Below are 20,173 nucleotides of genomic sequence, written 5' to 3'. Positions count from 1 at the left end.
GGAATAGGGCGCGGGTTTCGGAATTGAGACGCACCTTCGCAGGTCTGATGTCAGATAGCCCGTCCGACCATCCCGTCGTTCTCCTGGTGGAAGATGACGGCCTCCTTCTGATGGAGGCCTCGGACACCCTCGCGGATGCCGGCTTCACCGTCGTCGAGGCGACGCATGCCGACAAGGCGCTGAAGGTCCTGGAGAACCGCGACGACGTCGGCGTCCTGATGACCGACGTCGACATGCCGCAGGGATCGATGGACGGCTTCGCCCTGGCCCGCCTCGTCGCGCATCGCTGGCCCTCGATACCCGTGCTGGTGGTGTCGGGCATGGGCACGCCCGGTCCGAACGACATGCCGGAGGGCGCCCGGTTCATCCCGAAGCCCTACGAGCCGACCACCCTGGTCCGGACCCTGCAGGCCTTCATCCGCCGCGCGGCTTGACGCACGGATCCGCTCGGGCTGACACCCGGTCCGGGCCCTGAACACCCGACCGAGAGCCATGACGGACAAGAATCGACCGCACCGCTTCGCGACCCGGGCCATCCACGCCGGCGCGGCGCCGGATCCCGCCACGGGCGCCCGGGTCCAGCCGATCTACTTCACCAACGGCTTCGTCTTCGACTCGACCGAGCAGGCCGCTGATATCTTCGCAGGCCGCCGGACCGGCTTCTCCTACTCGCGCGGATCCAACCCGACGGTTGCCGCGCTGGAGCGCCGGATCGCCGACCTCGAGGGCGCGAAGGCGGGCGTGGCGGTGTCCTCCGGACAATCGGCCATGCAGCTCATTCTCATGACGCTGTTGAAGAGCGGCGACGCCTACGTCGCGTCGCCGCGCCTGTTCGGCGGGTCGCTCGGCCTGATGCGCCGGCTCGACGGGCGCTACGACCTGAAGCCGCGCTTCGCGCGCGGCATGGCCCCGGAGGATTTCGAGGCGGCGATCACGCCGGACTGCCGGGCCATCTTCTGCGAATCGATCGTGAACCCCTGCGCGTCGGTGGTGGACCTCGACGGCATCGCCGCGGTGGCCCGCCGCCACAACCTGCCGCTCGTCGTCGACAATACCCTCGCCTCGCCGGCCCTGATCCGGCCGATCGAGCACGGCGCCGACATCGTCTGGCACTCCACCTCGAAGTTCCTGAGCGGCTCCGGCCAGACCATCGGCGGCGTGATCTGCGACGCCGGCCGCTTCGACTGGGCGAAGGCCGGCGGCTACAACCTGATCACCGAGCCCTGGCCGGACTACGACGGGCTGGTGCTCACCGAGGCCTTCCCGGAAACCCCCTTCGCGGCGGCGTGCCGGTTCTTCGGCCTGCGGGACCTCGGGCCCGGCCTGTCGCCGATGAACGCGTTCCTGACGCTGATGGGGATCGAGACCCTGTCGCTGCGCATGGAGCGGCACTGCGCCAACGCGCGGGCGGTGGCGGCCTTCCTGAAGGATCACCCGGCCGTGGCCTGGGTGAGCTACCCGATGTTGCCGGGCCAGACCGGCGAGGACCTCGCCCGCCGCTACACCCCGGACGGGCCGGGCTCGATCTTCACCTTCGCGCTGAAGGGCGGCGAGCCGGCGGCGCTGCGATTCATCGCCGGGCTGGAGCTGATCTCCCACTTGGTGAACATCGGCGAGATCAAGTCGCTGGCGATCCACCCGTCCTCGACCACGCACCGGCAACTGTCGGAGCACGAGAAGGCCGCCGCGCAGGTCGGGCCCGAGACCGTGCGGCTGTCGATCGGGCTGGAGAACGAGGCCGACCTGATCGCCGATCTCCAGCAGGCGCTGGATCGCCTCCTCTAGCGCGTCATCGCGAGCGCGGCGAAGCGACCCAGAGCCGCGCGATCTCGACGATCGTGGCGCCGCTGGATCGCTTCGCGCCGCCCGCAAGGACGCCTACGGCGGGCAGGGAATGGTCGCGATCGGGATGGCCTCAGCGCCGACGCTCGAGGATCGACACGTAGTTGGCCACCGCCGCGCCGCCCATGTTGAAGATCCCGGCGAGCTCCGCCCCGGGCACCTGCATCTCCCCGGCCTCGCCCATGAGCTGGAGGCAGGCCATGACGTGCATCGACACGCCGGTCGCCCCCACGGGGTGACCCTTGGCCTTCAACCCGCCGGACGGGTTGATCGGCAGCCGGCCGCCCTTCTCCGCGAGCCCCTCGCGCACCACGCGGTACCCCTCGCCCGGCGCGGCGAGGCCCATCGCCTCGTACTCGATCAGCTCGGCGATCGTGAAGCAGTCGTGAGTCTCCACGAAGGAGAGATCCTCGTTGGCGATCCCGGCTTGGGCCCGCGCCTTCTCCCAGGCCAACCGCGCGCCCTTGAACTCCGCCGGGTCGCGGCGGGACAGGGGCAGGATGTCGTTGACGTGCGCCCGGGCGCGGAAGCCGATCGCCCGCTCCAGGCCCTCGGCGGTCTCGGCATCCGCCACCACCAGCGCCGCCGCCCCGTCCGAGATCAGCGAGCAGTCCGTGCGCCGCAGGGGGGCAGCCACGTAGGGGTTCTTCTCCGAGACCCGGTTGCAGAAGTCGAAGCCGAGGTCCTTGCGCAACTGCGCGTAGGGATTGCCGACGCCGTTGCGGTGGTTCTTGGCGGCGATGCGGGCCAGCTCCTCGCTGCGGTCGCCGTAGCGCTGGAAGTAGCCCGCCGCGATCCGCCCGAACACGCCGGCGAACCCGCCCTCGATGTCGGCCTCCTCCTTCCGGTAGGAGGCACCCAGCAGGATGTCGCCGGTCTCGGCGACGGTCTTGGCCGTCATCTTCTCGGCGCCGACCACCAGGGCCACGCGGCCGCGGCCGCTGTCGACGAAGTCGAGGGCCGCGTAGAGCGCCGCCGACCCGGTGGCGCAGGCGTTCTCCAGGTGGGTCGCCGGCGCGTGGGCGAGGCCCGGCCGGTTCACCGCCACCAGCGAGCCCTCGAAGCCCTGCTTCGAGAAGCCGGTGTTCATCGAGCCCACGTAGATGCCGTCGACCTGCGACTCCTCGACGCCGGCATGGGCCAGCGCCTCTCCCGAGACCCGGGCGATCAGCCCCTCGACATCGGGCTCCTCCAGCTTGCCGAAGGGGGTGTGGGCCCAGCCCACGATGCAGGCGCGCGTCATCCGGTGACCTCCCGTGTGTGGACCGGACGATGGGCCCGCCGCGGCCGGCGATCAAGACAGGGCGCGGGTTCTTCGACGCGCCGGACCCGTCCGGAGGAGGGCCGCGCGGGCCCCACTCAGCGCAGGTGGAAGGCGACCCACGCGACGCCGACCAGCACCAGCGCGGTCAGCAGCGCGTGGCCGAGCGCGCGGCGGCGTCTCACGGGGCGAACAGCTCCGGATGGCGTGCGCGGAGCGCCAGGATCAGGGTCAGCGTCTTCAGGTCGGTGATCGCGGCGCGGTCGGCGCGTGCGGCGAGCTCGGCCAGCGGCATCTCGACCACCCGGATGTTCTCGTGCTCGCCCTCGGCCCCGCCGCCCGCCTCCGCGCGATCCGCCCGGTCGTAGGGCGCGAGGTAGAGGTGGATCTTCTCGGTGGTCAGGCTGGCGCAGGAATAGGTGGCGCCGACGAACTCGAGCGCCCGCAGACGCAGGCCCACCTCCTCCAGCGCCTCCCGCCGGGCGTTCTCCTCCGGGCTGCCGGCGTCGATCAGGCCCGCCGGGGCCTCCAGCTGGACCTGCTCGCCGGCCGCGAAAAGCGGCGGCACCCGCAACTCGCGCACGAGCGTCGCGACCTTCCGCTCCGGGTCGTAGGGCAGGATCCCGACCGAGTCGCCGTGGTCCTCGATCTCGCGCTCGACGACGGCGCCGTCGGCGAGGCGCACCCGCGCAATCCCGAAGCGGCTCCAGCCCTCGTGGACGAAGCGGACAGTGAGGATCTCAGCTTTCATGTGCGCGCCCACCCCTCATCGCCTTACACGGAACCGTGTCCCCGGGTTCCGGGAACGCCGGCGCCCGCGGCCACGTTTGGTCGGACAACGCGCAAGGTCACGCTTCCGCGGGGCGCGCCGGTCAGGATCGATGCGGGCAGGATCGACGCAGGCTAAACCGATCGGCGGGCTCGGGAAGCGTTCGCGGCGCGACGGCGCCGCCATCTGGGTCGTCCTCGCCCTCACCTACATGGTCTTCGCCGGCTCGGTGAGCCTAAACGAGGGGATGGCCGCCGTCGGCTGCGCCAGTCTCGGCACGCTCTGGTGGTGGGGCGTCGGACGGCGCGGCGGGCTGCGCTTCCGCTTCGACCGTGAGGCGCTCCGCCCGCTCGGCCCCGCCATCCGCGCCATGCCGCGCCAGACCGCCCGCGTCGGGCTGCACCTCCTGCGCGCGGTCCTCGGTCGCGCCGGCGGCGGCGCGACCCGGGAGCGGAGCGCCGCCGAGATCGCCTGGGCCACGCCGGAGGGCGAGGCGGCGCCGGCCGCGCGGGCGGTCGGGTTGCTGGCCGCGTCGCTCGCCCCCGACAGCTACGTGCTCACCCTCGACCGCGCGCACGGAACGGTGGTGACGCACGGCCTGGAGGAGGCGCGATGAGCGTCTGGACGGTCGCCATCCTGGCGCTACTGCCACCGCTCGCCGCGGCCGCGGTACTCGCGTGGCGGGGCAGACCCGGCCAGCGTTTCGCCGCCTACCAGCTCGCCGGCAGCGTCACGGTCCTGATCCTGACGCTCATGGCCTTCGCCACCGACCAGGCGTCGATCACCGATCTCGCCCTCACCCTGGTCCTGCTCAACCTGCCCGGCACGATGCTGCTCGCGGTTTTCCTGGAGCGCTGGATATGAGCGTCGCGATCGGCTCGGTCCTGGCCATCGCCGTGGCGGCCGCGTGGCTCGCGGCCCTCGCCCTCTGGCGCCTGCCCCGGGCGCTCGACCGGATGCACGCCGTCGCGTTCCTGAACGTGGCGGCCGCGATCCTCGTGACGGTGGCGGCCTTCCTCGCGGACGGCGTCTCCGGGCGCTCGCTCAAGATCCTGGTGATGATGGTGGTGTTCCTCGCCTGGGCGGCGGTGCTGTCGCACGTCTCGGGCCGGGCCGTGCTGATGCGCGAGGGCCGCTCGGCATGACGATCATCCTGCCGCTGCTCTTCCTGCTCACCGCGATCTCCGGCACCGCCGTGGTCCTCGTGCGCGACCCAGCGCGGCAGGTCTTCGCCATCGCGGTCAACGGGCTCGTCCTGGCGATCCTGTTCGACGCCCTCCAGGCCCCCGACGTCGCGCTCTCGGAGCTGGCGGTCGGCTCGGCGGCGGTGCCGCTCCTCTTCCTCGTGGCCCTGATGGCCGTGCGGACGCAGCCGCCCGAGGAGGAATCGTGAGCCCGCGCGCCCGCGTCGCGCTCCTGGCCGTCGCGGGCCTCGTCCTCCTCCCGGGCGCGGCCGCGGTGATCGCCGGCCTGCCGCCCTTCGGATCGACGATCGCCCAGTACGGTGCGCGCATCAACGCGATCGTCCCGGAGGCCCGGCACGTCGCCAACATGGTGAGTGCCATCAACTTCGACCTGCGCGGTCTCGACACCCTCGGCGAGGAATTCATGCTGCTCGCCGCCATCACCGGGACGGTGGTGCTGCTGCGCGGGCGGCGCGGCGAGGGCAACTCCGAGCGCGCCATGCGCCGGCCCGGCCGGGCCGTGATCCCGCGCTCCGAGGCGGTGGTGCTGGCCTGCCGCGTCGCCGGCCCGCTCACCGCGCTGTTCGGCCTCTACGTCGTGCTGCACGCGACCGTCACGCCCGGCGGCGGCTTCCAGGGCGGCGTCATCCTCGCCTCCGGGACCCTGCTGATCTACCTCGGCGAGGGCTATGCCGGCTGGCGCGACGCCATCCGCAGCCACTGGCTCGACGCCCTGGAGGGCGGCGGCGCGCTGCTCTTCGCGCTGTGCGGGCTGGTGCCGATGCTCACCGGCGCCGCCTTCATGCAGAACATCCTGCCGCTCGGCACCTTCCGCGACCTGTTCTCGGGCGGCCTGATGCTGGTCGAGAATCTCGGCGTCGCCCTGGCGGTGACGGGCGGTTTCACGCAGCTCTTCCTGGAATTTATGGAGGAGACCCGCGAGGCCGACGCGCCCGAGGAGCCGGGGGAGGAATCCGCGTGAGCGCGGCCACCAGTGTCCTGCCCTACGCGGTCGCCGCGTGGCTGTTCGGGATCGGCCTCTACGGCATCGCCACGAGCCGCAACTTCATCCACCTCGTCGGCTGCCTCGGCGTGTGCCAATCGGCGACCTACGTGCTCCTGCTCGGCCTCGGCTATCGCTGGGGCAGCATCGCGCCGATCTTCTACGACCACCCGCCGGGGACGCCCGCCGTGGACCCGGTGATGCAGGCGCTGGTGCTCACCGACATCGTGGTCGGCGCGACGCTCACTGCCCTCCTCCTCGTCCTGACCATCCAGGCCTACAAGCGCGGCGGCAGCCTGGACCCGGAGAAGCTCCGGCCGATGCGCGCGGGCGGCAAGTCCGGGCGCGACGCAGGGTCCAGCCGCGTGCGCGACGCGGAGCGGAACGCCCCGTGACCGCCTTCCCGGCCGCCCTCCTGCCCCTGCCCGTCGCGATCCCGCTCGTGGTCTGCGCCGCGATGCTGGCGACCGCGCACGTCCTGCCCGGCCGCCTGCCCGACATCCTGGCGACGCTGGCGGCGCTCACCGTGGCGGTGCTCTGCGGCGTCATCGCCACCCGCGCCGCCGACGGGCCGCTGGTCTACTGGTTCGGCGGCTGGGAGCCGCGCGACGGCGTCCATCTCGGCATCGGCTTCTCGGTGGACGAGGCCAGCGGCTGGGTCGCGGCCTTCATCGGGCTGCTCTACGCTCTGACCTTCGTGTTCGCCTGGGGCTTCTTCGACCGCACCCACGGCCACTTCCACATCCTGATGCTGCTGTTCCTGGCCGCCATGGTCGGGTTCTGCTTCACCCGCGACATGTTCAACCTGTTCGTGTGGTTCGAGGTGATGAGCGTCGCGGCCTTCGCGCTCACGGCCTACCACCTGGCCGAATCGGCGCTGGCAGGCGCCATCAACTTCACGGTGGTGAACAGCCTCGCGGGCTTCCTGATGCTCGGCGGCATCGGCCTGATCTACGCCCAGACCGGCACGCTCGACTTCGAGGGCATCGCGGCCGCGGTGGCGCGGGGCGGCCGGGATCCGGTGGTGGCCGGGGCGTTCTGCCTCGTCGCGGCCGCCCTGATGATCAAGGGCGCGATCGTGCCGTTCCAGTTCTGGCTCGCCGACGCGCACGCCGTCGCACCGAGCCCGGTCTCGGTGATCTTCTCCGGATCGATGGTCTCGCTCGGACTGTTCGGTCTCGCGAAGGTGAGCGCCGTCGTGTTCGGCGGCTCCGATCAGGTCCAGCACGCCCTGCCGGGGCTCCTCATCGGCCTGGGCAGCTTCACCGCCCTCCTCGGCGGCTGGATGGCGCTGCTGCAGCGGCACCTCAAGCGGCTGCTCGCCTTCTCGACCATCTCGCACGCCGGCATCATGCTCACCGGCCTCGGCGCCCTCTCGGTCGACGGGACCGGCGGGATGCTCGTCTACGTGGTCGGGCACGGGCTGGTGAAGGGCGCCCTGTTCATGATCGCCGGTATCCTGCTCGCCACCCAGGCCAGCATCGACGAGATCGCCCTGCGCGGCCTCGGACGGGGGATCTGGCCCGCCGGCATCGCCATGGCCCTGGCCGGGCTGCTGCTCTGCGGCCTGCCCCTCGGCGTGCTCGACCAGGGCACGCGCCTCGTCCAGGGCGCGCTCTGGCAGCAGGGGCACGGGATGGCGCTGGCGGCCGGCGCCATCGGCGCGGCGCTGACCGGGGCCGCTGTGCTGCGGGCCGCGGGCCGGATCTTCCTCGGGCTCGGGCCCGATCCCGGCGACGAGGCCGGCGCCCCGAGCGAGGACGAGCGCGAGAAGGCCAACCGGCCGCTCTGGCTGATGCTGGCGCCGTGCTGCCTTCTCCTCGCGCTCGATATCGGTCTGCCGGCGGCCCTGATCGAGCACGCCCTCCCGCGGGCGGCGTCGGCCTTCATGCACCGCCCGGCCGTGCACGCGCTGGTAGAGGGGCCCGGCTGGCTCCCCTGGGCCTCGGTCGCCGCCGCTCTGGCCGGCGCGGGCTACGGGCTGTTCCGCAGACATCTGCCCGCGCTCGTGGTCCGGCCGGTCAGCGCGACGCAATCCGCGCCGACCCGCGCGCTGGAAATGCTCCATAGCGGCTTGATCGGCGATTACGCCGCGTGGCTCGCCGTGGGCGTGGCGGCGATCGCGGCCGTGCTGGCCATGGCCTGAGCGCGACCGTCGCCGCGCGCCTCAGCCGACGGGCTCACGCGGTCTCGAGCCGGCACAGGCCATCGGCCAGCGGCTCGCTCGTGCATGCGTCTCGAAGAGGCCTGATGGGAAGTGGTGCCGCAAGAGGGATTCGAACCCCCGACCCCCTCATTACGAATGAGGTGCTCTACCAGCTGAGCTATTGCGGCCCTGGCCCCGACGGGACCGTCAGCGGCGCGCGGTGACCGGCGCCGGACGTGGCAGGCTCATAGCGGCCCGGCCTGCGTTAGGCAAGGCCACAGCCGGCGCTCGCGGGCGTCAGGCGGCCCGATCCGACGCCAATTCATCTTGCAGAAACGCCGCCACCTCCGCCCGGTCCACGCCGGGGGCGATGAAGCTCTGGCCGATCCCCCGCGCGAGGATGAAGGTCAGCGCGCCGTCGCGGACCTTCTTGTCCTGGGTCATCGCGTCCAGGAGCGCCTCGGCGTCGCCGCAACCGCCCGGAACGGCCTGCAGGCGGGTCGGCAGGCCGGCGAGCGCGAGATGGTTGGCGACCCGGCCCGCATCCTGGCCGGCGCAGAGTCCGAGGCGCGCCGAGAACCGGAAGGCCAGCGCCATCCCGATCGCGACGCCCTCGCCGTGGACCAGGCGGGCGGAATCGTAGCCGGTCAGGCGCTCCAGGGCGTGGCCGAAGGTGTGGCCGAGATTGAGCAACGCCCGCTCGCCGTCCTCCCGCTCGTCGCGGGTGACCACCGCGGCCTTGGCCCGGCAGCAGGCGGCGACCGCCTGCTCGCGCTCCGGGCCGCCGGCGAAGATCCCGCGCCAGTTCGCCTCGCACCAGTCGAAGAAGCCCGGATCGGCGATCAGCCCGTACTTGGCGACCTCGGCGTAGCCGGCGCGCATCTCGCGCTCCGACAGGGTGTCGAGGGCGGCCGTGTCGGCCAGGACGAGGCGCGGCTGGTGGAACGCGCCGATCAGGTTCTTGCCCAGCGGCGCGTTGATGCCGGTCTTGCCGCCGACCGAGGAATCGACCTGCGCGAGCAGGCTCGTCGGCACCTGCACGAAGCGCACGCCGCGCCGCAGGGTGGCGGCCGCGAAGCCCGCGAGGTCGCCGACCACGCCGCCGCCCAGCGCCACGACGAGGTCGCCGCGCTCGACCTTGAGGGCGAGCAGCCCGTCGCAGACCTCCGCGTAGCCCGCGTAGGATTTGGAGGCCTCGCCCGGCGCCACCGTCACCACGCCCGCCAGGAGGCCGGCGCGCTCCAGGCTGGTCCGCAGCCGCGCGGCGTAGAGCGCGCCGACCGTCGCGTCCGTCACGATCGCCGCCCGGCGGGCCCCGAGCGCCGCGACGGCGGTGCCGGCCGTGTCGATCAGCCCGCGCCCGATCTGGATGTCGTAGGCGCGGCCGGCGTCGAGGGGCACGTGGACGGTCAGGAGGTCCGGACGGGGCTCGGTCATGGATCGGTTCGCTCGGGTCTCACTGGGCGGCCACGGGGATGGATCCTTCGCCGCTGAGATGGGCATCCAGCGCCTCCAGCACGTCCTGGACGACCCGGTCGTGCGAGACCTCCCGCGAGATGACCATCACGTCGGCGGCGGCGTAGACCGGGTGGCGCACCGCCATCAGGTCGCGCATCGTCGCCTCGGGATCCTCGGTCTGCAGCAGCGGGCGGTTGCCGCGCTTGCGGACCCGCCGCATCAGCACGTCCAGATCGGCCTTCAGCCAGACGGAGACCGCCGATTCCGCGATGCGCGCGCGGGTCGCCTCGCGCAGGTAGGCGCCTCCGCCCGTGGCCAAGACCAGCGGGCCGGCCCGCAGCAGGCGCGAGATCACCCGCTCCTCGCCGTCGCGGAAGCTCGGCTCGCCGTAGATCGCGAAGATGTCGGGGATCGTCAGGCCGGCCGCGGCCTCGATCTCGATGTCGGCATCCTTGAAGATCAGGCCGAGGCGGCTCGCCAGACGCCGGCCGACGGTGCTCTTGCCCGCTCCCATGAGGCCGACGAGCACGATCGAGCGCAGGCCGAGCGCGCGGCGCAGACGCGCCTCGATCGGTTCCCCCGCCTCCTCCCCGCTCATGGCCTCCTGCATCGACTCCTGCATCGCATCCGTGCGGCGTCCCCGCCTCTCCACCGGCCCCCGCGCGCCTGTCGCCCGGGCAGTCTCACATCCTGCGGCAGGCTCTTAGCGCGATTCAAGCGGCCTGCGAAACGCATCCCTGTGTCGTCGTGGGCCTTGTCAGCGCCTCGTTCACGTGGTCGAACCCGGGCATCGGCGGCGGCTCGGAGAAGGCCTTCGCCCGCCCCCTCCCCGCCGCCAGCGCCCGTCTGCCCGAGGTTCGACCGACGTGCCGACCCTGTTCCGTTTCTTTGCCACCCTCGCGATCCTGGCGGGTCTGGTCTACGCGGCCATGTTCGCGCTCGCGCATTTCGTCCAGCCGACGCCGCGGGAGATGAGCGTCACCATCCCCGCCTCGAAGCTGCAGCCGGGCAACCGTTGAGCGGGCCGGAGGGCAGCGGCGACGCCGCCCGGGCGCCCCGCCCCGAGGTCGCCGAGTACCTCGACATGCTGGCCGCGGAGCGCGGTGCCGGGCTGAACACCCTGAGCGCCTACCGCCGGGACCTGGACGATTACCTCGACTATCTCGCGCGCTCGGGCACGGCGCTCGGCGACGTGGAGGCTGGCACGCTGCGGGCCTTCCTGATCGACCTCGAGACCCGGGGCCTGAAGGCGTCCTCGGCGGCCCGGCGCCTGTCCTGCGTGCGCGGTTTCCACAAGTTCCTCTACGCCGAGGGCGGCGCCGCGAGCGATCCGAGCGTCGCGGTGTCCGGCCCGCGCCGGGGGCGCGCGCTCCCCAAGGTCCTGTCCATCGCGGAGGTCGACCGGCTGCTCGCCACGGCGCAGGCGGCCGCCGGCGCCGATCAGGCCCCCGGCCCGGCCCGGCGGGCGCGCCGGATGGTGTGCCTGCTCGAGCTGCTCTACGCCACGGGCCTGCGCGTCTCGGAACTGGTCGCGCTGCCCCGCGCGGCGGGCGCGACGCGCGAGCGCTACCTCATCGTCAAGGGCAAGGGCGGCCGCGAGCGCCTCGTGCCCCTGACCGATGCGGCCCGCGCCGCGATGGCGGCGCATCTTCCGGCCGTGCCGGAGGACATCCCGTGGCTGTTTCCCGCCGACAGCGACAGCGGCTATCTCACCCGGCAGGCCTTCGCCCGCGATCTCAAGGTGCTGGCCTCGGCGGCGGGGCTCCACCCGGATCGGGTGAGCCCCCACGTGCTCCGCCACGCCTTCGCGAGTCATCTCCTGCAGAACGGCGCCGACCTGCGCATCGTCCAGGAGCTGCTCGGCCATGCCGACATCTCGACGACGCAGATCTACACGCACGTCCTCGACGAGCGCCTGAAGGCGATGGTCCGCGATCTGCATCCGTTGATGGATGGCTGAGCGCTGTCGCGCGGATGGCGTGGCAACTCTCGGTCGGTCGCCCCAATTGTATACGTTTAGCGAACTGCCTAGAAGTAGCCCCTCGCCATACCGGTACGCGAGCCAGCCTTTACCAGAGAGAGTTTTCCTATGTCAGGCCCCACGGCCTCGCAGATCGGCATCGAGCCGGATCGAGCGGGGCACACGCGTGCCGACCAGCTTTCGCAGCGGGAGCGGCAGCGCCTCGACAACCAGCTGTGCTTCGCGGTCTACGCCGCCGCGCACGCGTTCGGCCGCGCCTACCGCAACCTCCTGGGGCGCCACGAACTGACCTATCCGCAATACCTCGTCCTGCTGGTCTTGTGGGAGCAGGACGGATTGTCGGTCAAGGAGATCGGGAACCGCCTGTTCCTGGACTCGGGAACGCTGACGCCGCTCCTGAAGCGCCTGGAAGCGTCCGGGCGGGTGCGCCGCGCCCGCGACCGGGTCGACGAGCGTCAAGTCAGCATCTTCCTCACCGCCGCCGGCGAGGCCCTGCGCGAGGAACTCGCCTGCCTGCCCGACGAGGCGGGGGGCATGACCGGTCTCGATATCCAGGGCCGCAAGGACCTGCTTCACGATCTCGTCACGCTCAGGCTGAGCCTGCAGGCTGGCCTCACGACCGACTAGGGCGCGGCCTGAGCGCCGGGAGCGGCCGGGCGGCCGCTCCCGCTTCGTACCGAACTTCGCGTCTCAGGACTGCGTCTTGAGGTAGGCGATGACGTCGTTGATCTTCTTGTCGTCGGGGTAACCCTGGAAGATCATCTTGGTGCCGGGAACCTTCGCCTTCGGGTTCTTCAGCCACTCGTGCAGGTTGGCCTCGTCCCAGGTGATGCCGGAGTTCTTGAGGGCGGCGGAGTAGTTGTAGCCCTCGTAGGTGCCCGCCTTGCGGCCGACGACGCCCTTCAGGTCGGGACCCACGCCGTTCTTCTGGAAGTTGTGGCACGCCTTGCAGGGGGCGAACGCCTTCTCGCCGGCCGCGGCGTCGCCGGCGTCCTGGGCCTGCGCGGCGAGAGGCATGACGACGGCAAGGACGGCGCCGAAAACGAGTGAACGCATGGATTTCCTCCTGTTGGCCGCCGCTTGGGCAGCGATGCGGGCAGAGCTTGCCTGCCTGGAACAGCTCTAAATGAATGTGCCCGGCGCGCGCAACGGCCCAGTCTGGGATAGCCGTCATCCGGGGCCGGTCGGTGGCTGCTGCGGGCCGCCGCCCCACTCAACACCGCGTGAGCGGATTGGCTCCGTGCGACGGCGCGCAGCGCCGTTCCCTCAGATCCCGTGATAGGTCCGATACCAGTCGACGAAGCGCCCGATCCCCGTCCTCAGCGGCGTGGCGGGCCGGAAGCCGGCGTCCCGCACGAGGTCGTCGATGTCGGCGTAGGTCGCCGGGACGTCGCCGGGCTGCATCGGCAGGAGGATCTTCTCCGCCTTGCGGCCCAGGGCGTCCTCGAGGAGCGCGATCATCTCCAGGAGCGCCACCGGCTCGTTGTTGCCGATGTTGTAGATCCGGTAGGGGGCGGAGCTGGTCCCGGGATCCGGCGCCGCCCCGCTCCACGCGGGGTCCGGCGCGGCCGGCCGGTCGGCCAGGGCCCGGATCCCCGCGACGATGTCGTCGATGTAGGTGAAGTCCCGGAGCATCCGCCCTTCGTTGAACACGCGGATCGGCTCGCCCGCCAGGATCGCGCGGGTGAACAGGTACAGCGCCATGTCGGGCCGGCCCCAGGGCCCGTAGACGGTGAAGAAGCGCAGGCCCGTCGTCGGCAGGCCGTAGAGGTGGCTGTAGCTGTGCGCCATCAGCTCGTTCGCCTTCTTGGTCGCGGCGTAGAGGCTGAGCGGATGGTCGACGTTCTGGTGCACCGAGAACGGCATCGCGGTGACGCCGCCGTAGACGGAGCTGGAGGACGCGTAGAGGAGGTGTCCCACGCCGCCGTGGCGGCAGGCCTCGAGGATGTTCAGGAAGCCGACGAGGTTGCTCGCCGCGTAGGCGTGCGGATCGCTGAGGGAGTAGCGCACGCCGGCCTGGGCCGCGAGGTGGATCACCGTGCGGAACGCGTGGCGGCGAAACAGCGCGTCGAGGCCGTCGCGGTCGGCGAGATCGAGGCGCGCGAAGCTGTAGCCCGGGAAATCCGCGAGGCGTTGCAGCCGGGCTTCCTTGAGACGCACGTCGTAATAGGCGTTGACGCTGTCCAGCCCGACGACCTGCCGGCCCTCCTCGAGGAGACGCAGGGCGAGCTGGTTCCCGATGAAGCCGGCGACGCCGGTGATCAGTACAGGTGGCAGGGACATACGCGCGGACCGACGGGCTGACTGGCCGCCCCGGGCTCGAGCTGTAGCATGGGGTATGCGCGCGACAAATCGGTGCTCCGCCATGAGCATGCCGACACGAGCCTGCCGACATGAGCCTGCCGACGCTCCGGGCGGCCTGTCGCGCGGGCGCGTGACGCGCTAGGCTCGCGCTGCCGTGCAGCCCGATCCGAGACCGCTCCCCGACAGCCTGACGCGCCTGCTCACCGTGCCGGAGCAGCGCCCGGTCCGGCCGCGTCCCGCGCCTCCGCCGAGGGAGCGGGCCTCGGAGCCGCGCTCCGCACACGCGGCGCTGGAAGCGGCGATCCTCCGCGGCTTCGTGCTCGGTCTCTCGGGGCTCGTCTGGCTCGTCGTGCTGGCGCTGTCGATCCAGCATATCGCGCACTGATCGCGCCCCGAGCCTCCCGCAGTCCCACGGCAGCCCCGGCGCGGGGCTGTGGATATCGGTGGTGCGCCTGTTCGCCCGCGTCCTCAATCAGTACGCGAACGGCCGAGTTCGCTATTGAGGCGGCCAGACCGGGGGCGGCGCGACGGCGAGGATGGGACGATGTCTCTGACAGGGCGTTTCTGGTTCCGGAAGACCTGGACGGGGCGGCTGGTGCTCCTGGTCGAGGAGGAGCGCCCCCGCTGGTTCGGCCGCGGCTCCGGCAAGCCGCGCTGGCGCAACGCCAAGCTCCTCGATTTCGCCGAGCCCGAGTTGCGGCCGCTCATGGCGATGGAGAAGCAGCACCGCGTTGGCGGTTCCACCGGCCAGGTGCGGGCGCTGCGCCCGGTCCCGACCGCCCCGGCCGCGCGCGCCGCGAACGGCTGATCGCCGAGGCAGCGCGGCGCGCCGCGATCTGGTCCGACGCGCGGCCATCACCACCTGTCGTGGGGCGCTCCGCCCGGAGCGGCGCCCCTGCAAACGGTGAAGACCATGCCGCGCTACTTCTTCCACACGCAGATCGGCGAGGACGTCATCTCCGACCCGACCGGGATCGAGCTGCGGGATCCGGACGCGGCCTGGGAGGCGGCGCGGGAGACGATCCGCGCCGCCCTGCGCCAGCCGCAGGATCAGGCCCGGCTGATGACGGCGTGCCTCGTGGTCACGGACGACGACGGCGAGGTCGTGCTGGAATTTCCGTTCAGCGAGGCCGTGACGCTGCCCGCCGACGCGGACCCGACGCGTCACTGAGATCGGCGACGCGCGCTCCGCGCCCTACATCGCGCCGCAGCCCACCGGAACGGAGCTGCGCCCGTATGGATACGCCACCGAACGACCTCGATGCCCGCGCCCTCGGCCGGGCCGCACCCGCCAAGGGGCTCGTCCGGGAAGCCTGCCCCTACGCGGAGGGGACAGAGGCGCGCGCGCTCTGGCTGGCCGGTTACGACGCGGCCCTGGCGGAGGGCGAGACGCCCGTTACCGGCGGTCTGGCCAAGCATCCGGTCGACGGGTCGGCCCGCTGATGGACGCCCGGACCGCACCGAATCCCGGCGCGCATCATTCGACCCTCGACCGCAAGTCGGTCGGGGCCGTCGTCCTGGGCAACGCCCTCGAATTCTACGACTTCACCGTCTACGCCTTCTTCGCCAAGCCGATCGGCGAGGCCTTCTTCCCGGCGAACGATCCGACCCACAGCCTGCTGGCATCGCTCGCCCTGTTCGGCATCGGCTACGTCATGCGGCCCATCGGCGGTGTGCTGATCGGCGCCTTCGCGGACCGGGCCGGCCGCAAGCCCGCGATGCTGATCACCATCGCGCTGATGGCCGTCGGCATGCTCATGCTGGCCGCCTGCCCCTCCTACGCGACGATCGGCGGCTGGGCGCAGGTCATCGTCATCGTCGGACGCCTCGTGCAGGGCCTCGCCCTCGGCGGCGAGGTCGGTCCCTCGACGGCCTTCCTGCTGGAGGCCGCGCCCCCGGACCGGCGCGGCTTCGTCACGAGCTGGCAGATCGCCAGCCAGGGCTGCGCGGCCCTGTTCGCCGGGATCATCGCGACCGCCCTGGCGCTCGCGGTCGGCGACCAGGCGATGGCGCAGTGGGGCTGGCGACTGATGTTCGCCCTCGGCCTGTGCGTCGTGCCGGTCGGCCTCGTCATCCGCAGTCACCTGCCCGAGACCGCCGGCGCCGAGGAGGATCCGCACGCCGCGGCCTCGACGATGGCGGTGGTCGGCCGGCTCCTGCGCGAGCACGGCCGCCTGCTGGGCCTGACCTTCCTGGTCATCGCGGCCTCGACCGTGTCGAACGCGGTCGGCACCAACATGCCGGTCTTCGCGGGCGCGACCCTCGGCCTGAGCGAGACCGCCGCGACGGCGGTGCCGATCGCCCTCGGGCTCGCCTCGGTGATCTTCCCGCTGCTCGGCGGCTGGCTGGCCGACCGGTACGGGCGGCGACCGGTGATGATCTGGCCGCGGGCGCTGATCCTGATCCTGGCGGTCCCGGCCTTCGCCTGGGTGGTGCGGGCGCCGAGTGCTGCCAGCGTCTACGCGGTCACCTTCCTGCTCTCGGCGCTGTCCTCCATCAACGCGGCGGCCGTGATTGTCGGCATCCCCGAGGCCCTGCCGCGGGCGGTGCGCAGCGCCGGGTTGTCGATCGTCTACGCGGTCTCCGTCTCGGTGTTCGGCGGCAGCACCAACTACGTGGTGAACTGGCTGATTGCCGCGACCGGCGACCGGCTCGCGCCGGCCTACTACCTCGCCGCGTTCAGCCTCGTCGGGACGATCGCCGCGTTCCTGCTGCCCGAGACCCGCGGGAGGGACCTCGACGCCGACGTGGAGGCCTGAGTCGGTAGCGCCGGGGCGTTCCGCATTATGTATGCACGTGTTGCATCGGGGCGCGTCATCCATGCGCCCATCGCGGGGCCGACGCCGAGCGGATGTGCGCCCGCGCACGGATCTCGCGGCGGAGAAGCCGGTTGCCCGGGCCAACGCTAGGTGTGCAGGCGCGGCGGGCCTAGATCGGCCCGATGCCCAAGTTCCTCGAGACGCGCCGCCCGCTGGTCCTCGCCGCGGTGATGGCGTCGATGTTCATGATCGCCATCGAGGCGACGATCGTCTCGACGGCGATGCCGCAGATCGCCGGTCATCTCGGCGACCTTCACCTCTACGCGTGGGTGTTCGCGTCCTTCCTACTGACGCAGACGGCCACCACGGTGGTGTTCGGCAAGCTCTCGGACCTCTACGGGCGCCGGCCGGTCCTGCTGTTCGGCATCGCGGTGTTCCTGCTGGGCTCCCTCCTGTGCGGGCTCGCGTGGTCGATGCCCTCGCTGATCCTGTTCCGCCTCATCCAGGGCGTCGGCGCCGGGGCGATCCAGCCGGTGAGCCTGACCGTCGTCGGCGACCTGTACGCGGTGCGGGAACGCGGAAGGGTCCAGGGCTACCTCGCGAGTGTCTGGGGGATCTCGTCGGTGGCCGGCCCGCTGGTCGGCGGCCTGATCATCGGCCGCCTGAGCTGGCCCTGGATCTTCTGGATCAACCTGCCGATCGGCGTGATCGCGGCCGGCCTGTTCCTGCGCTTCCTCCACGAGGGCGTCGAGCGCCGCCCGCGCCAGATCGACGCGATCGGTGCGGCCCTGTTCACAGCCGCCATCGCGGCGCTGATGATCGCGCTGACCGAGGCGGGCGAGTCGGCGGAAGCGGCCCTGTGGCCGGCGCTGGCCTTCGTGGTGGCCGCGACCCTGTTCGTCGTCCAGGAGCGGCGCGCGCCCGACCCGATGCTCGACATCCGCCTGTGGTTGCAGCGCCCCATCGCGACCGCCAACACCGCGACGCTGCTCTCCGGCATGACGGTGATCGGGCTCACGGCGTTCCTGCCGATGTACGTTCAGGGCGTCATGCGGCAGTCGCCCCTGATCGCCGGCCTGACCCTGACCCTGATGGTGCTCGGCTGGCCGATCGGCGCCACGACGGCGGCGCGCAGCTTCGTGCGGTTCGGCCTGCGCCCGATCCTGCTGGTCGGCGCGACGCTCCTCCCCCTCGGCGCGGTCGCCTTCGTGGCCCTCGGGCCCGACATCTCCCCGGCGGTGGCGGCCTGCGGCTCGGTCGTGATGGGGCTCGGCATGGGCTTCCTGTCCACGGCCGCCATCGTGATCATCCAGGACAGCGTCGCCTGGGCGCAGCGCGGGGCGGCGACGGCCTCCAACATCTTCTCGCGCAACCTCGGCTCGACGCTCGGCGCGACCGTCCTCGGGGCGGTGCTGAATTACCGGCTCGCGAACCCGTCGAGCGGCCCGGCGGTGAATTCCGATCAGCTGCGCCGCCTGCTCGACGATCCGGCAAGCCTCGGGGCCGGCGGCGAGGCGATCCGGGCCGGCCTGGAGCACGCCCTGCACGGCACGTTCTGGACGGTGTTCGCCGTGGCGGGGCTGACCCTGCTCCTGTCGCTGCTGGTCCCGCCGGTGGCGATCTCCGACCGGCCGCGCGAGCTCGCCGTCGAGTGAAGGGAGCGGCGTTCGCCGAGGGAGAGGCGCCGCGGGCGCGGCGCCGGCCGAGCGATCCCGTCTCCACAGCGGGCCTTTGACTGTCCCGCCGGAGGCCCCTAGCGTCGGCTCATGCCCCTCGTGCCGCCCCCGCGTCCCGCAGCCCAGCCAGCCGCGGACATCCCGCCGACCAGCGTGCTCAACGCCAACCAGCCGGAATGGTCGGTCGGCGAGCTCGCGGGCGCCCTGAAGCGCACCCTGGAGGACGCCTTCGGGCACGTCCGGCTGCGCGGGGAGATCTCGGGGTATCGCGGCCAGCACGGCTCGGGCCACGCCTACTTCTCCCTGAAGGACGGGCAGGCGCGGATCGACGCGGTGGTCTGGAAGGGCGTGTTCGGACGCCTGCGCCAGCGGCCGCAGGAGGGGTTGGAGGTCGTCGCCACCGGCCGCATCACGACCTTCGCGGGCAAGTCCTCGTACCAGATCGTCATCGAGAGCCTGGAGCCCGCGGGGCTCGGCGCCTGGATGGCGCTCCTGGAGGAGCGCAAGAAGCAGCTCGCCGCCGAGGGCCTCTTCGCGCCGGACCACAAGCGGCCGATCCCCTACCTGCCGCGGGTCGTGGGCGTCGTCACCTCGCCGACCGGCGCGGTGATCCGCGACATCCTCCACCGGCTGGAGGACCGCTTTCCCCGTCCGGTCCTCGTCTGGCCGGTGCGGGTCCAGGGCGACGGCGCGGCCGAGGAGGTCGCGGCCGCGATCCGCGGCTTCAACGCCCTCCCGGCCGGGGGGCCGATCCCGCGCCCGGACGTGCTCATCGTGGCCCGGGGCGGCGGCTCCATCGAGGATCTCTGGGCCTTCAACGAGGAGTGCGTCGTCCGCGCCGCCTTCGCGAGCGCGATCCCGCTGATCTCGGCGGTGGGGCACGAGACCGACACCACGCTGATCGACTACGTCTCGGACCGCCGCGCGCCGACCCCGACGGGCGCCGCCGAGATGGCGGTGCCGGTCCGCGCCGACCTGATCGCCACGGTGGCGGACCTGTCGGCCCGCGGCCGCGGGGCGGTCGGGCGCCGGATCGATCGCGACCGGTCGGACCTGCGCGCCCTCGGACGGGCGTTGCCGAGCGCCGACGCCCTGCTGGCGGCCAAGCGCCAGCGGCTCGACCTCGCCGAGGCGCGCCTCGCACCGGCTCTGGCGGCGGGGGCGAGCCGCCACCGCGCGCGGCTCCAGCTGCTCCTCGACCGGATGGCCCGGCGCTCGCCCGACGTGGCCCTCGCCAACGCCCGCGCGCGGCTGGCGCGGATCGACCACCGGCCGCTCCACGCCCTGCGCAACGACGTCCAGCGCAAGGGCGAGGCCCTGGTCCAGCTGGGGCGCCGCCTCGTCGTCGCGCGCGAGGCCAGCCTGGAACGGGCCCGGGCACTGCAGGCGCGCCGCACCGACCGGCTCCTCGCCCTGTCGGAGCGCCTCACCCAGGCGGGCGCGCGCGGCATCGAGCGGCGCCGCGACCGGCTCGACGGTCTGGCGGGCCTGCTCGGCTCGCTCAGCTACCGCGCGGTGCTCGACCGGGGCTACGTGCTGGTGCGCGACGCCGCGGGGCTGCCCGTCCGCCGCGCCGCGGAGGCGGCGGCCGCCCAGCGTCTCAGCCTGCAATTCGCCGACGGGACCGTGACGGCCGTGCCCGACGGGACGGCCGATCCGTCTCTGTCGGCCGCCCCATCCCCGTCCGCGAAGCCCGCTCGGCGCGGCGGCGCGCCCGCGCCGGCGACGGCCGGCAAGCGGACCAGCGCGGGCCCGGCCCCGACGCGGCAGGGCTCGCTGTTCGACGCCTG

General features: G+C 72.4%; 25 protein-coding genes and 1 tRNA gene. 19 read left to right on the top strand and 7 right to left on the bottom strand.

Annotated features, from left to right (window positions below):
• The first annotated feature begins 47 nt into the window (after positions 1-47).
• Both ACLBYE_RS17165 and ACLBYE_RS17160 read left to right on the top strand, forming a co-directional pair.
• Entirely contained in the window at positions 48-434 is a 387-nt protein-coding gene (locus ACLBYE_RS17165) for a response regulator (RefSeq protein ID WP_026604970.1), read from the top strand.
• A 58-nt stretch (positions 435-492) separates the two neighbouring features.
• Positions 493-1,785: an O-acetylhomoserine aminocarboxypropyltransferase/cysteine synthase family protein gene (locus ACLBYE_RS17160; RefSeq protein WP_447695098.1), complete on the top strand. Its 1,293-nt coding sequence runs from the start codon at positions 493-495 to the stop codon at positions 1,783-1,785.
• A 130-nt stretch (positions 1,786-1,915) separates the two neighbouring features.
• Here ACLBYE_RS17160 and ACLBYE_RS17155 read toward each other — a convergent pair whose 3' ends face one another.
• Together ACLBYE_RS17155 and ACLBYE_RS17150 are read right to left on the bottom strand one after the other, a co-directional pair.
• Positions 1,916-3,085 carry an acetyl-CoA acetyltransferase gene (locus ACLBYE_RS17155; protein WP_447695097.1) on the bottom strand — a complete coding sequence of 390 codons (1,170 nt, stop codon included), beginning with the start codon at positions 3,083-3,085 and terminating at the stop codon, positions 1,916-1,918.
• A gap of 199 nt (positions 3,086-3,284) precedes the next feature.
• The gene (locus tag ACLBYE_RS17150) at positions 3,285-3,854 is read right to left on the bottom strand and encodes an NUDIX domain-containing protein (RefSeq protein ID WP_447695096.1); all 570 of its coding nucleotides are present in this window, start codon (positions 3,852-3,854) and stop codon (positions 3,285-3,287) included.
• Between the two features lie 130 nt (positions 3,855-3,984).
• On the opposite strand from ACLBYE_RS17150, the gene ACLBYE_RS17145 reads away from it, so the two are divergent.
• From ACLBYE_RS17145 to ACLBYE_RS17115, 7 genes are read left to right on the top strand one after another with little or no spacing between them, the layout of a single operon-like run.
• A complete protein-coding gene (locus ACLBYE_RS17145; protein WP_447695095.1) occupies positions 3,985-4,488 on the top strand; it encodes a hypothetical protein in 504 nt (167 codons plus the stop codon).
• Positions 4,485-4,736 carry a monovalent cation/H+ antiporter complex subunit F gene (locus ACLBYE_RS17140; RefSeq protein ID WP_447695094.1) on the top strand — a complete coding sequence of 84 codons (252 nt, stop codon included), beginning with the start codon at positions 4,485-4,487 and terminating at the stop codon, positions 4,734-4,736. Before ACLBYE_RS17145 ends, ACLBYE_RS17140 begins: the two co-directional genes overlap by 4 nt.
• The gene (locus tag ACLBYE_RS17135; protein ID WP_447695093.1) at positions 4,733-5,017 is read left to right on the top strand and encodes a monovalent cation/H(+) antiporter subunit G; all 285 of its coding nucleotides are present in this window, start codon (positions 4,733-4,735) and stop codon (positions 5,015-5,017) included. The genes ACLBYE_RS17140 and ACLBYE_RS17135 overlap by 4 nt, the downstream gene beginning before the upstream one ends.
• The gene (locus tag ACLBYE_RS17130; protein ID WP_447695092.1) at positions 5,014-5,265 is read left to right on the top strand and encodes a Na(+)/H(+) antiporter subunit B; all 252 of its coding nucleotides are present in this window, start codon (positions 5,014-5,016) and stop codon (positions 5,263-5,265) included. Before ACLBYE_RS17135 ends, ACLBYE_RS17130 begins: the two co-directional genes overlap by 4 nt.
• Positions 5,262-6,038: an MnhB domain-containing protein gene (locus ACLBYE_RS17125; RefSeq protein WP_447695091.1), complete on the top strand. Its 777-nt coding sequence runs from the start codon at positions 5,262-5,264 to the stop codon at positions 6,036-6,038. The genes ACLBYE_RS17130 and ACLBYE_RS17125 overlap by 4 nt, the downstream gene beginning before the upstream one ends.
• Positions 6,035-6,454, top strand: coding sequence for a sodium:proton antiporter (locus ACLBYE_RS17120; RefSeq protein WP_447695090.1), 420 nt, complete (start codon positions 6,035-6,037; stop codon positions 6,452-6,454). The genes ACLBYE_RS17125 and ACLBYE_RS17120 overlap by 4 nt, the downstream gene beginning before the upstream one ends.
• A complete protein-coding gene (locus ACLBYE_RS17115) occupies positions 6,451-8,205 on the top strand; it encodes a complex I subunit 5 family protein (RefSeq protein WP_447695089.1) in 1,755 nt (584 codons plus the stop codon). Before ACLBYE_RS17120 ends, ACLBYE_RS17115 begins: the two co-directional genes overlap by 4 nt.
• 112 nt (positions 8,206-8,317) lie before the next feature.
• Here ACLBYE_RS17115 and ACLBYE_RS17110 read toward each other — a convergent pair.
• From ACLBYE_RS17110 to ACLBYE_RS17100, 3 genes are all read right to left on the bottom strand, one after another.
• Positions 8,318-8,393, bottom strand: a tRNA-Thr gene (locus tag ACLBYE_RS17110).
• A 109-nt stretch (positions 8,394-8,502) separates the two neighbouring features.
• Complete coding sequence (gene aroB, locus ACLBYE_RS17105; protein ID WP_447695088.1) at positions 8,503-9,642, bottom strand: 3-dehydroquinate synthase; 1,140 nt, start codon at positions 9,640-9,642, stop codon at positions 8,503-8,505.
• Between the two features lie 19 nt (positions 9,643-9,661).
• Positions 9,662-10,285: a shikimate kinase gene (locus ACLBYE_RS17100; protein ID WP_020093428.1), complete on the bottom strand. Its 624-nt coding sequence runs from the start codon at positions 10,283-10,285 to the stop codon at positions 9,662-9,664.
• A 244-nt stretch (positions 10,286-10,529) separates the two neighbouring features.
• Here ACLBYE_RS17100 and ACLBYE_RS17095 point away from each other — a divergent pair, with 244 nt between their 5' ends.
• The 3 genes from ACLBYE_RS17095 to ACLBYE_RS17085 all read left to right on the top strand — a co-directional run bounded on the left by ACLBYE_RS17095 (position 10,530) and on the right by ACLBYE_RS17085 (position 12,271).
• A complete protein-coding gene (locus ACLBYE_RS17095) occupies positions 10,530-10,682 on the top strand; it encodes a hypothetical protein (protein WP_012317685.1) in 153 nt (50 codons plus the stop codon).
• Complete coding sequence (locus ACLBYE_RS17090) at positions 10,679-11,623, top strand: site-specific tyrosine recombinase XerD (RefSeq protein WP_447695087.1); 945 nt, start codon at positions 10,679-10,681, stop codon at positions 11,621-11,623. Before ACLBYE_RS17095 ends, ACLBYE_RS17090 begins: the two co-directional genes overlap by 4 nt.
• Positions 11,624-11,752: 129 nt before the next feature.
• On the top strand, positions 11,753-12,271 hold the full coding sequence (locus tag ACLBYE_RS17085; RefSeq protein WP_170862975.1) for a MarR family winged helix-turn-helix transcriptional regulator: 519 nt from the start codon (positions 11,753-11,755) through the stop codon (positions 12,269-12,271).
• A 63-nt stretch (positions 12,272-12,334) separates the two neighbouring features.
• Here ACLBYE_RS17085 and ACLBYE_RS17080 read toward each other — a convergent pair whose 3' ends face one another.
• Complete coding sequence (locus ACLBYE_RS17080) at positions 12,335-12,700, bottom strand: c-type cytochrome (protein WP_020093431.1); 366 nt, start codon at positions 12,698-12,700, stop codon at positions 12,335-12,337.
• 210 nt (positions 12,701-12,910) lie between these two features.
• Entirely contained in the window at positions 12,911-13,927 is a 1,017-nt protein-coding gene (locus tag ACLBYE_RS17075) for an NAD-dependent epimerase (protein WP_447695086.1), read from the bottom strand.
• A gap of 175 nt (positions 13,928-14,102) precedes the next feature.
• Between ACLBYE_RS17075 and ACLBYE_RS17070 the strand changes: the two genes are divergently transcribed.
• From ACLBYE_RS17070 to xseA, 7 genes are all read left to right on the top strand, one after another.
• Positions 14,103-14,333 (top strand): hypothetical protein, encoded by a 231-nt coding sequence (locus ACLBYE_RS17070; protein WP_447695085.1) that lies wholly within the window; start codon positions 14,103-14,105, stop codon positions 14,331-14,333.
• A gap of 159 nt (positions 14,334-14,492) precedes the next feature.
• Complete coding sequence (locus ACLBYE_RS17065) at positions 14,493-14,756, top strand: hypothetical protein (RefSeq protein WP_447695084.1); 264 nt, start codon at positions 14,493-14,495, stop codon at positions 14,754-14,756.
• Positions 14,757-14,861: 105 nt separating this feature from the next.
• The gene (locus ACLBYE_RS17060; protein ID WP_447695083.1) at positions 14,862-15,119 is read left to right on the top strand and encodes a DUF6894 family protein; all 258 of its coding nucleotides are present in this window, start codon (positions 14,862-14,864) and stop codon (positions 15,117-15,119) included.
• Between the two features lie 65 nt (positions 15,120-15,184).
• On the top strand, positions 15,185-15,391 hold the full coding sequence (locus ACLBYE_RS17055; RefSeq protein WP_447695082.1) for a ribosome modulation factor: 207 nt from the start codon (positions 15,185-15,187) through the stop codon (positions 15,389-15,391).
• Complete coding sequence (locus ACLBYE_RS17050) at positions 15,391-16,707, top strand: MFS transporter (protein WP_447695081.1); 1,317 nt, start codon at positions 15,391-15,393, stop codon at positions 16,705-16,707. Before ACLBYE_RS17055 ends, ACLBYE_RS17050 begins: the two co-directional genes overlap by 1 nt.
• 182 nt (positions 16,708-16,889) lie before the next feature.
• Positions 16,890-18,362, top strand: coding sequence for an MDR family MFS transporter (locus tag ACLBYE_RS17045; protein ID WP_447695080.1), 1,473 nt, complete (start codon positions 16,890-16,892; stop codon positions 18,360-18,362).
• Positions 18,363-18,473: 111 nt separating this feature from the next.
• On the top strand, positions 18,474-20,173 hold a 1,700-nt coding region (gene xseA, locus ACLBYE_RS17040; RefSeq protein ID WP_447695079.1), incomplete at its 3' end, for an exodeoxyribonuclease VII large subunit.

This window comes from Methylobacterium sp. A52T (genome assembly GCF_053346095.1).
This window is presented reverse-complemented; position numbering and strand designations above follow the sequence as displayed.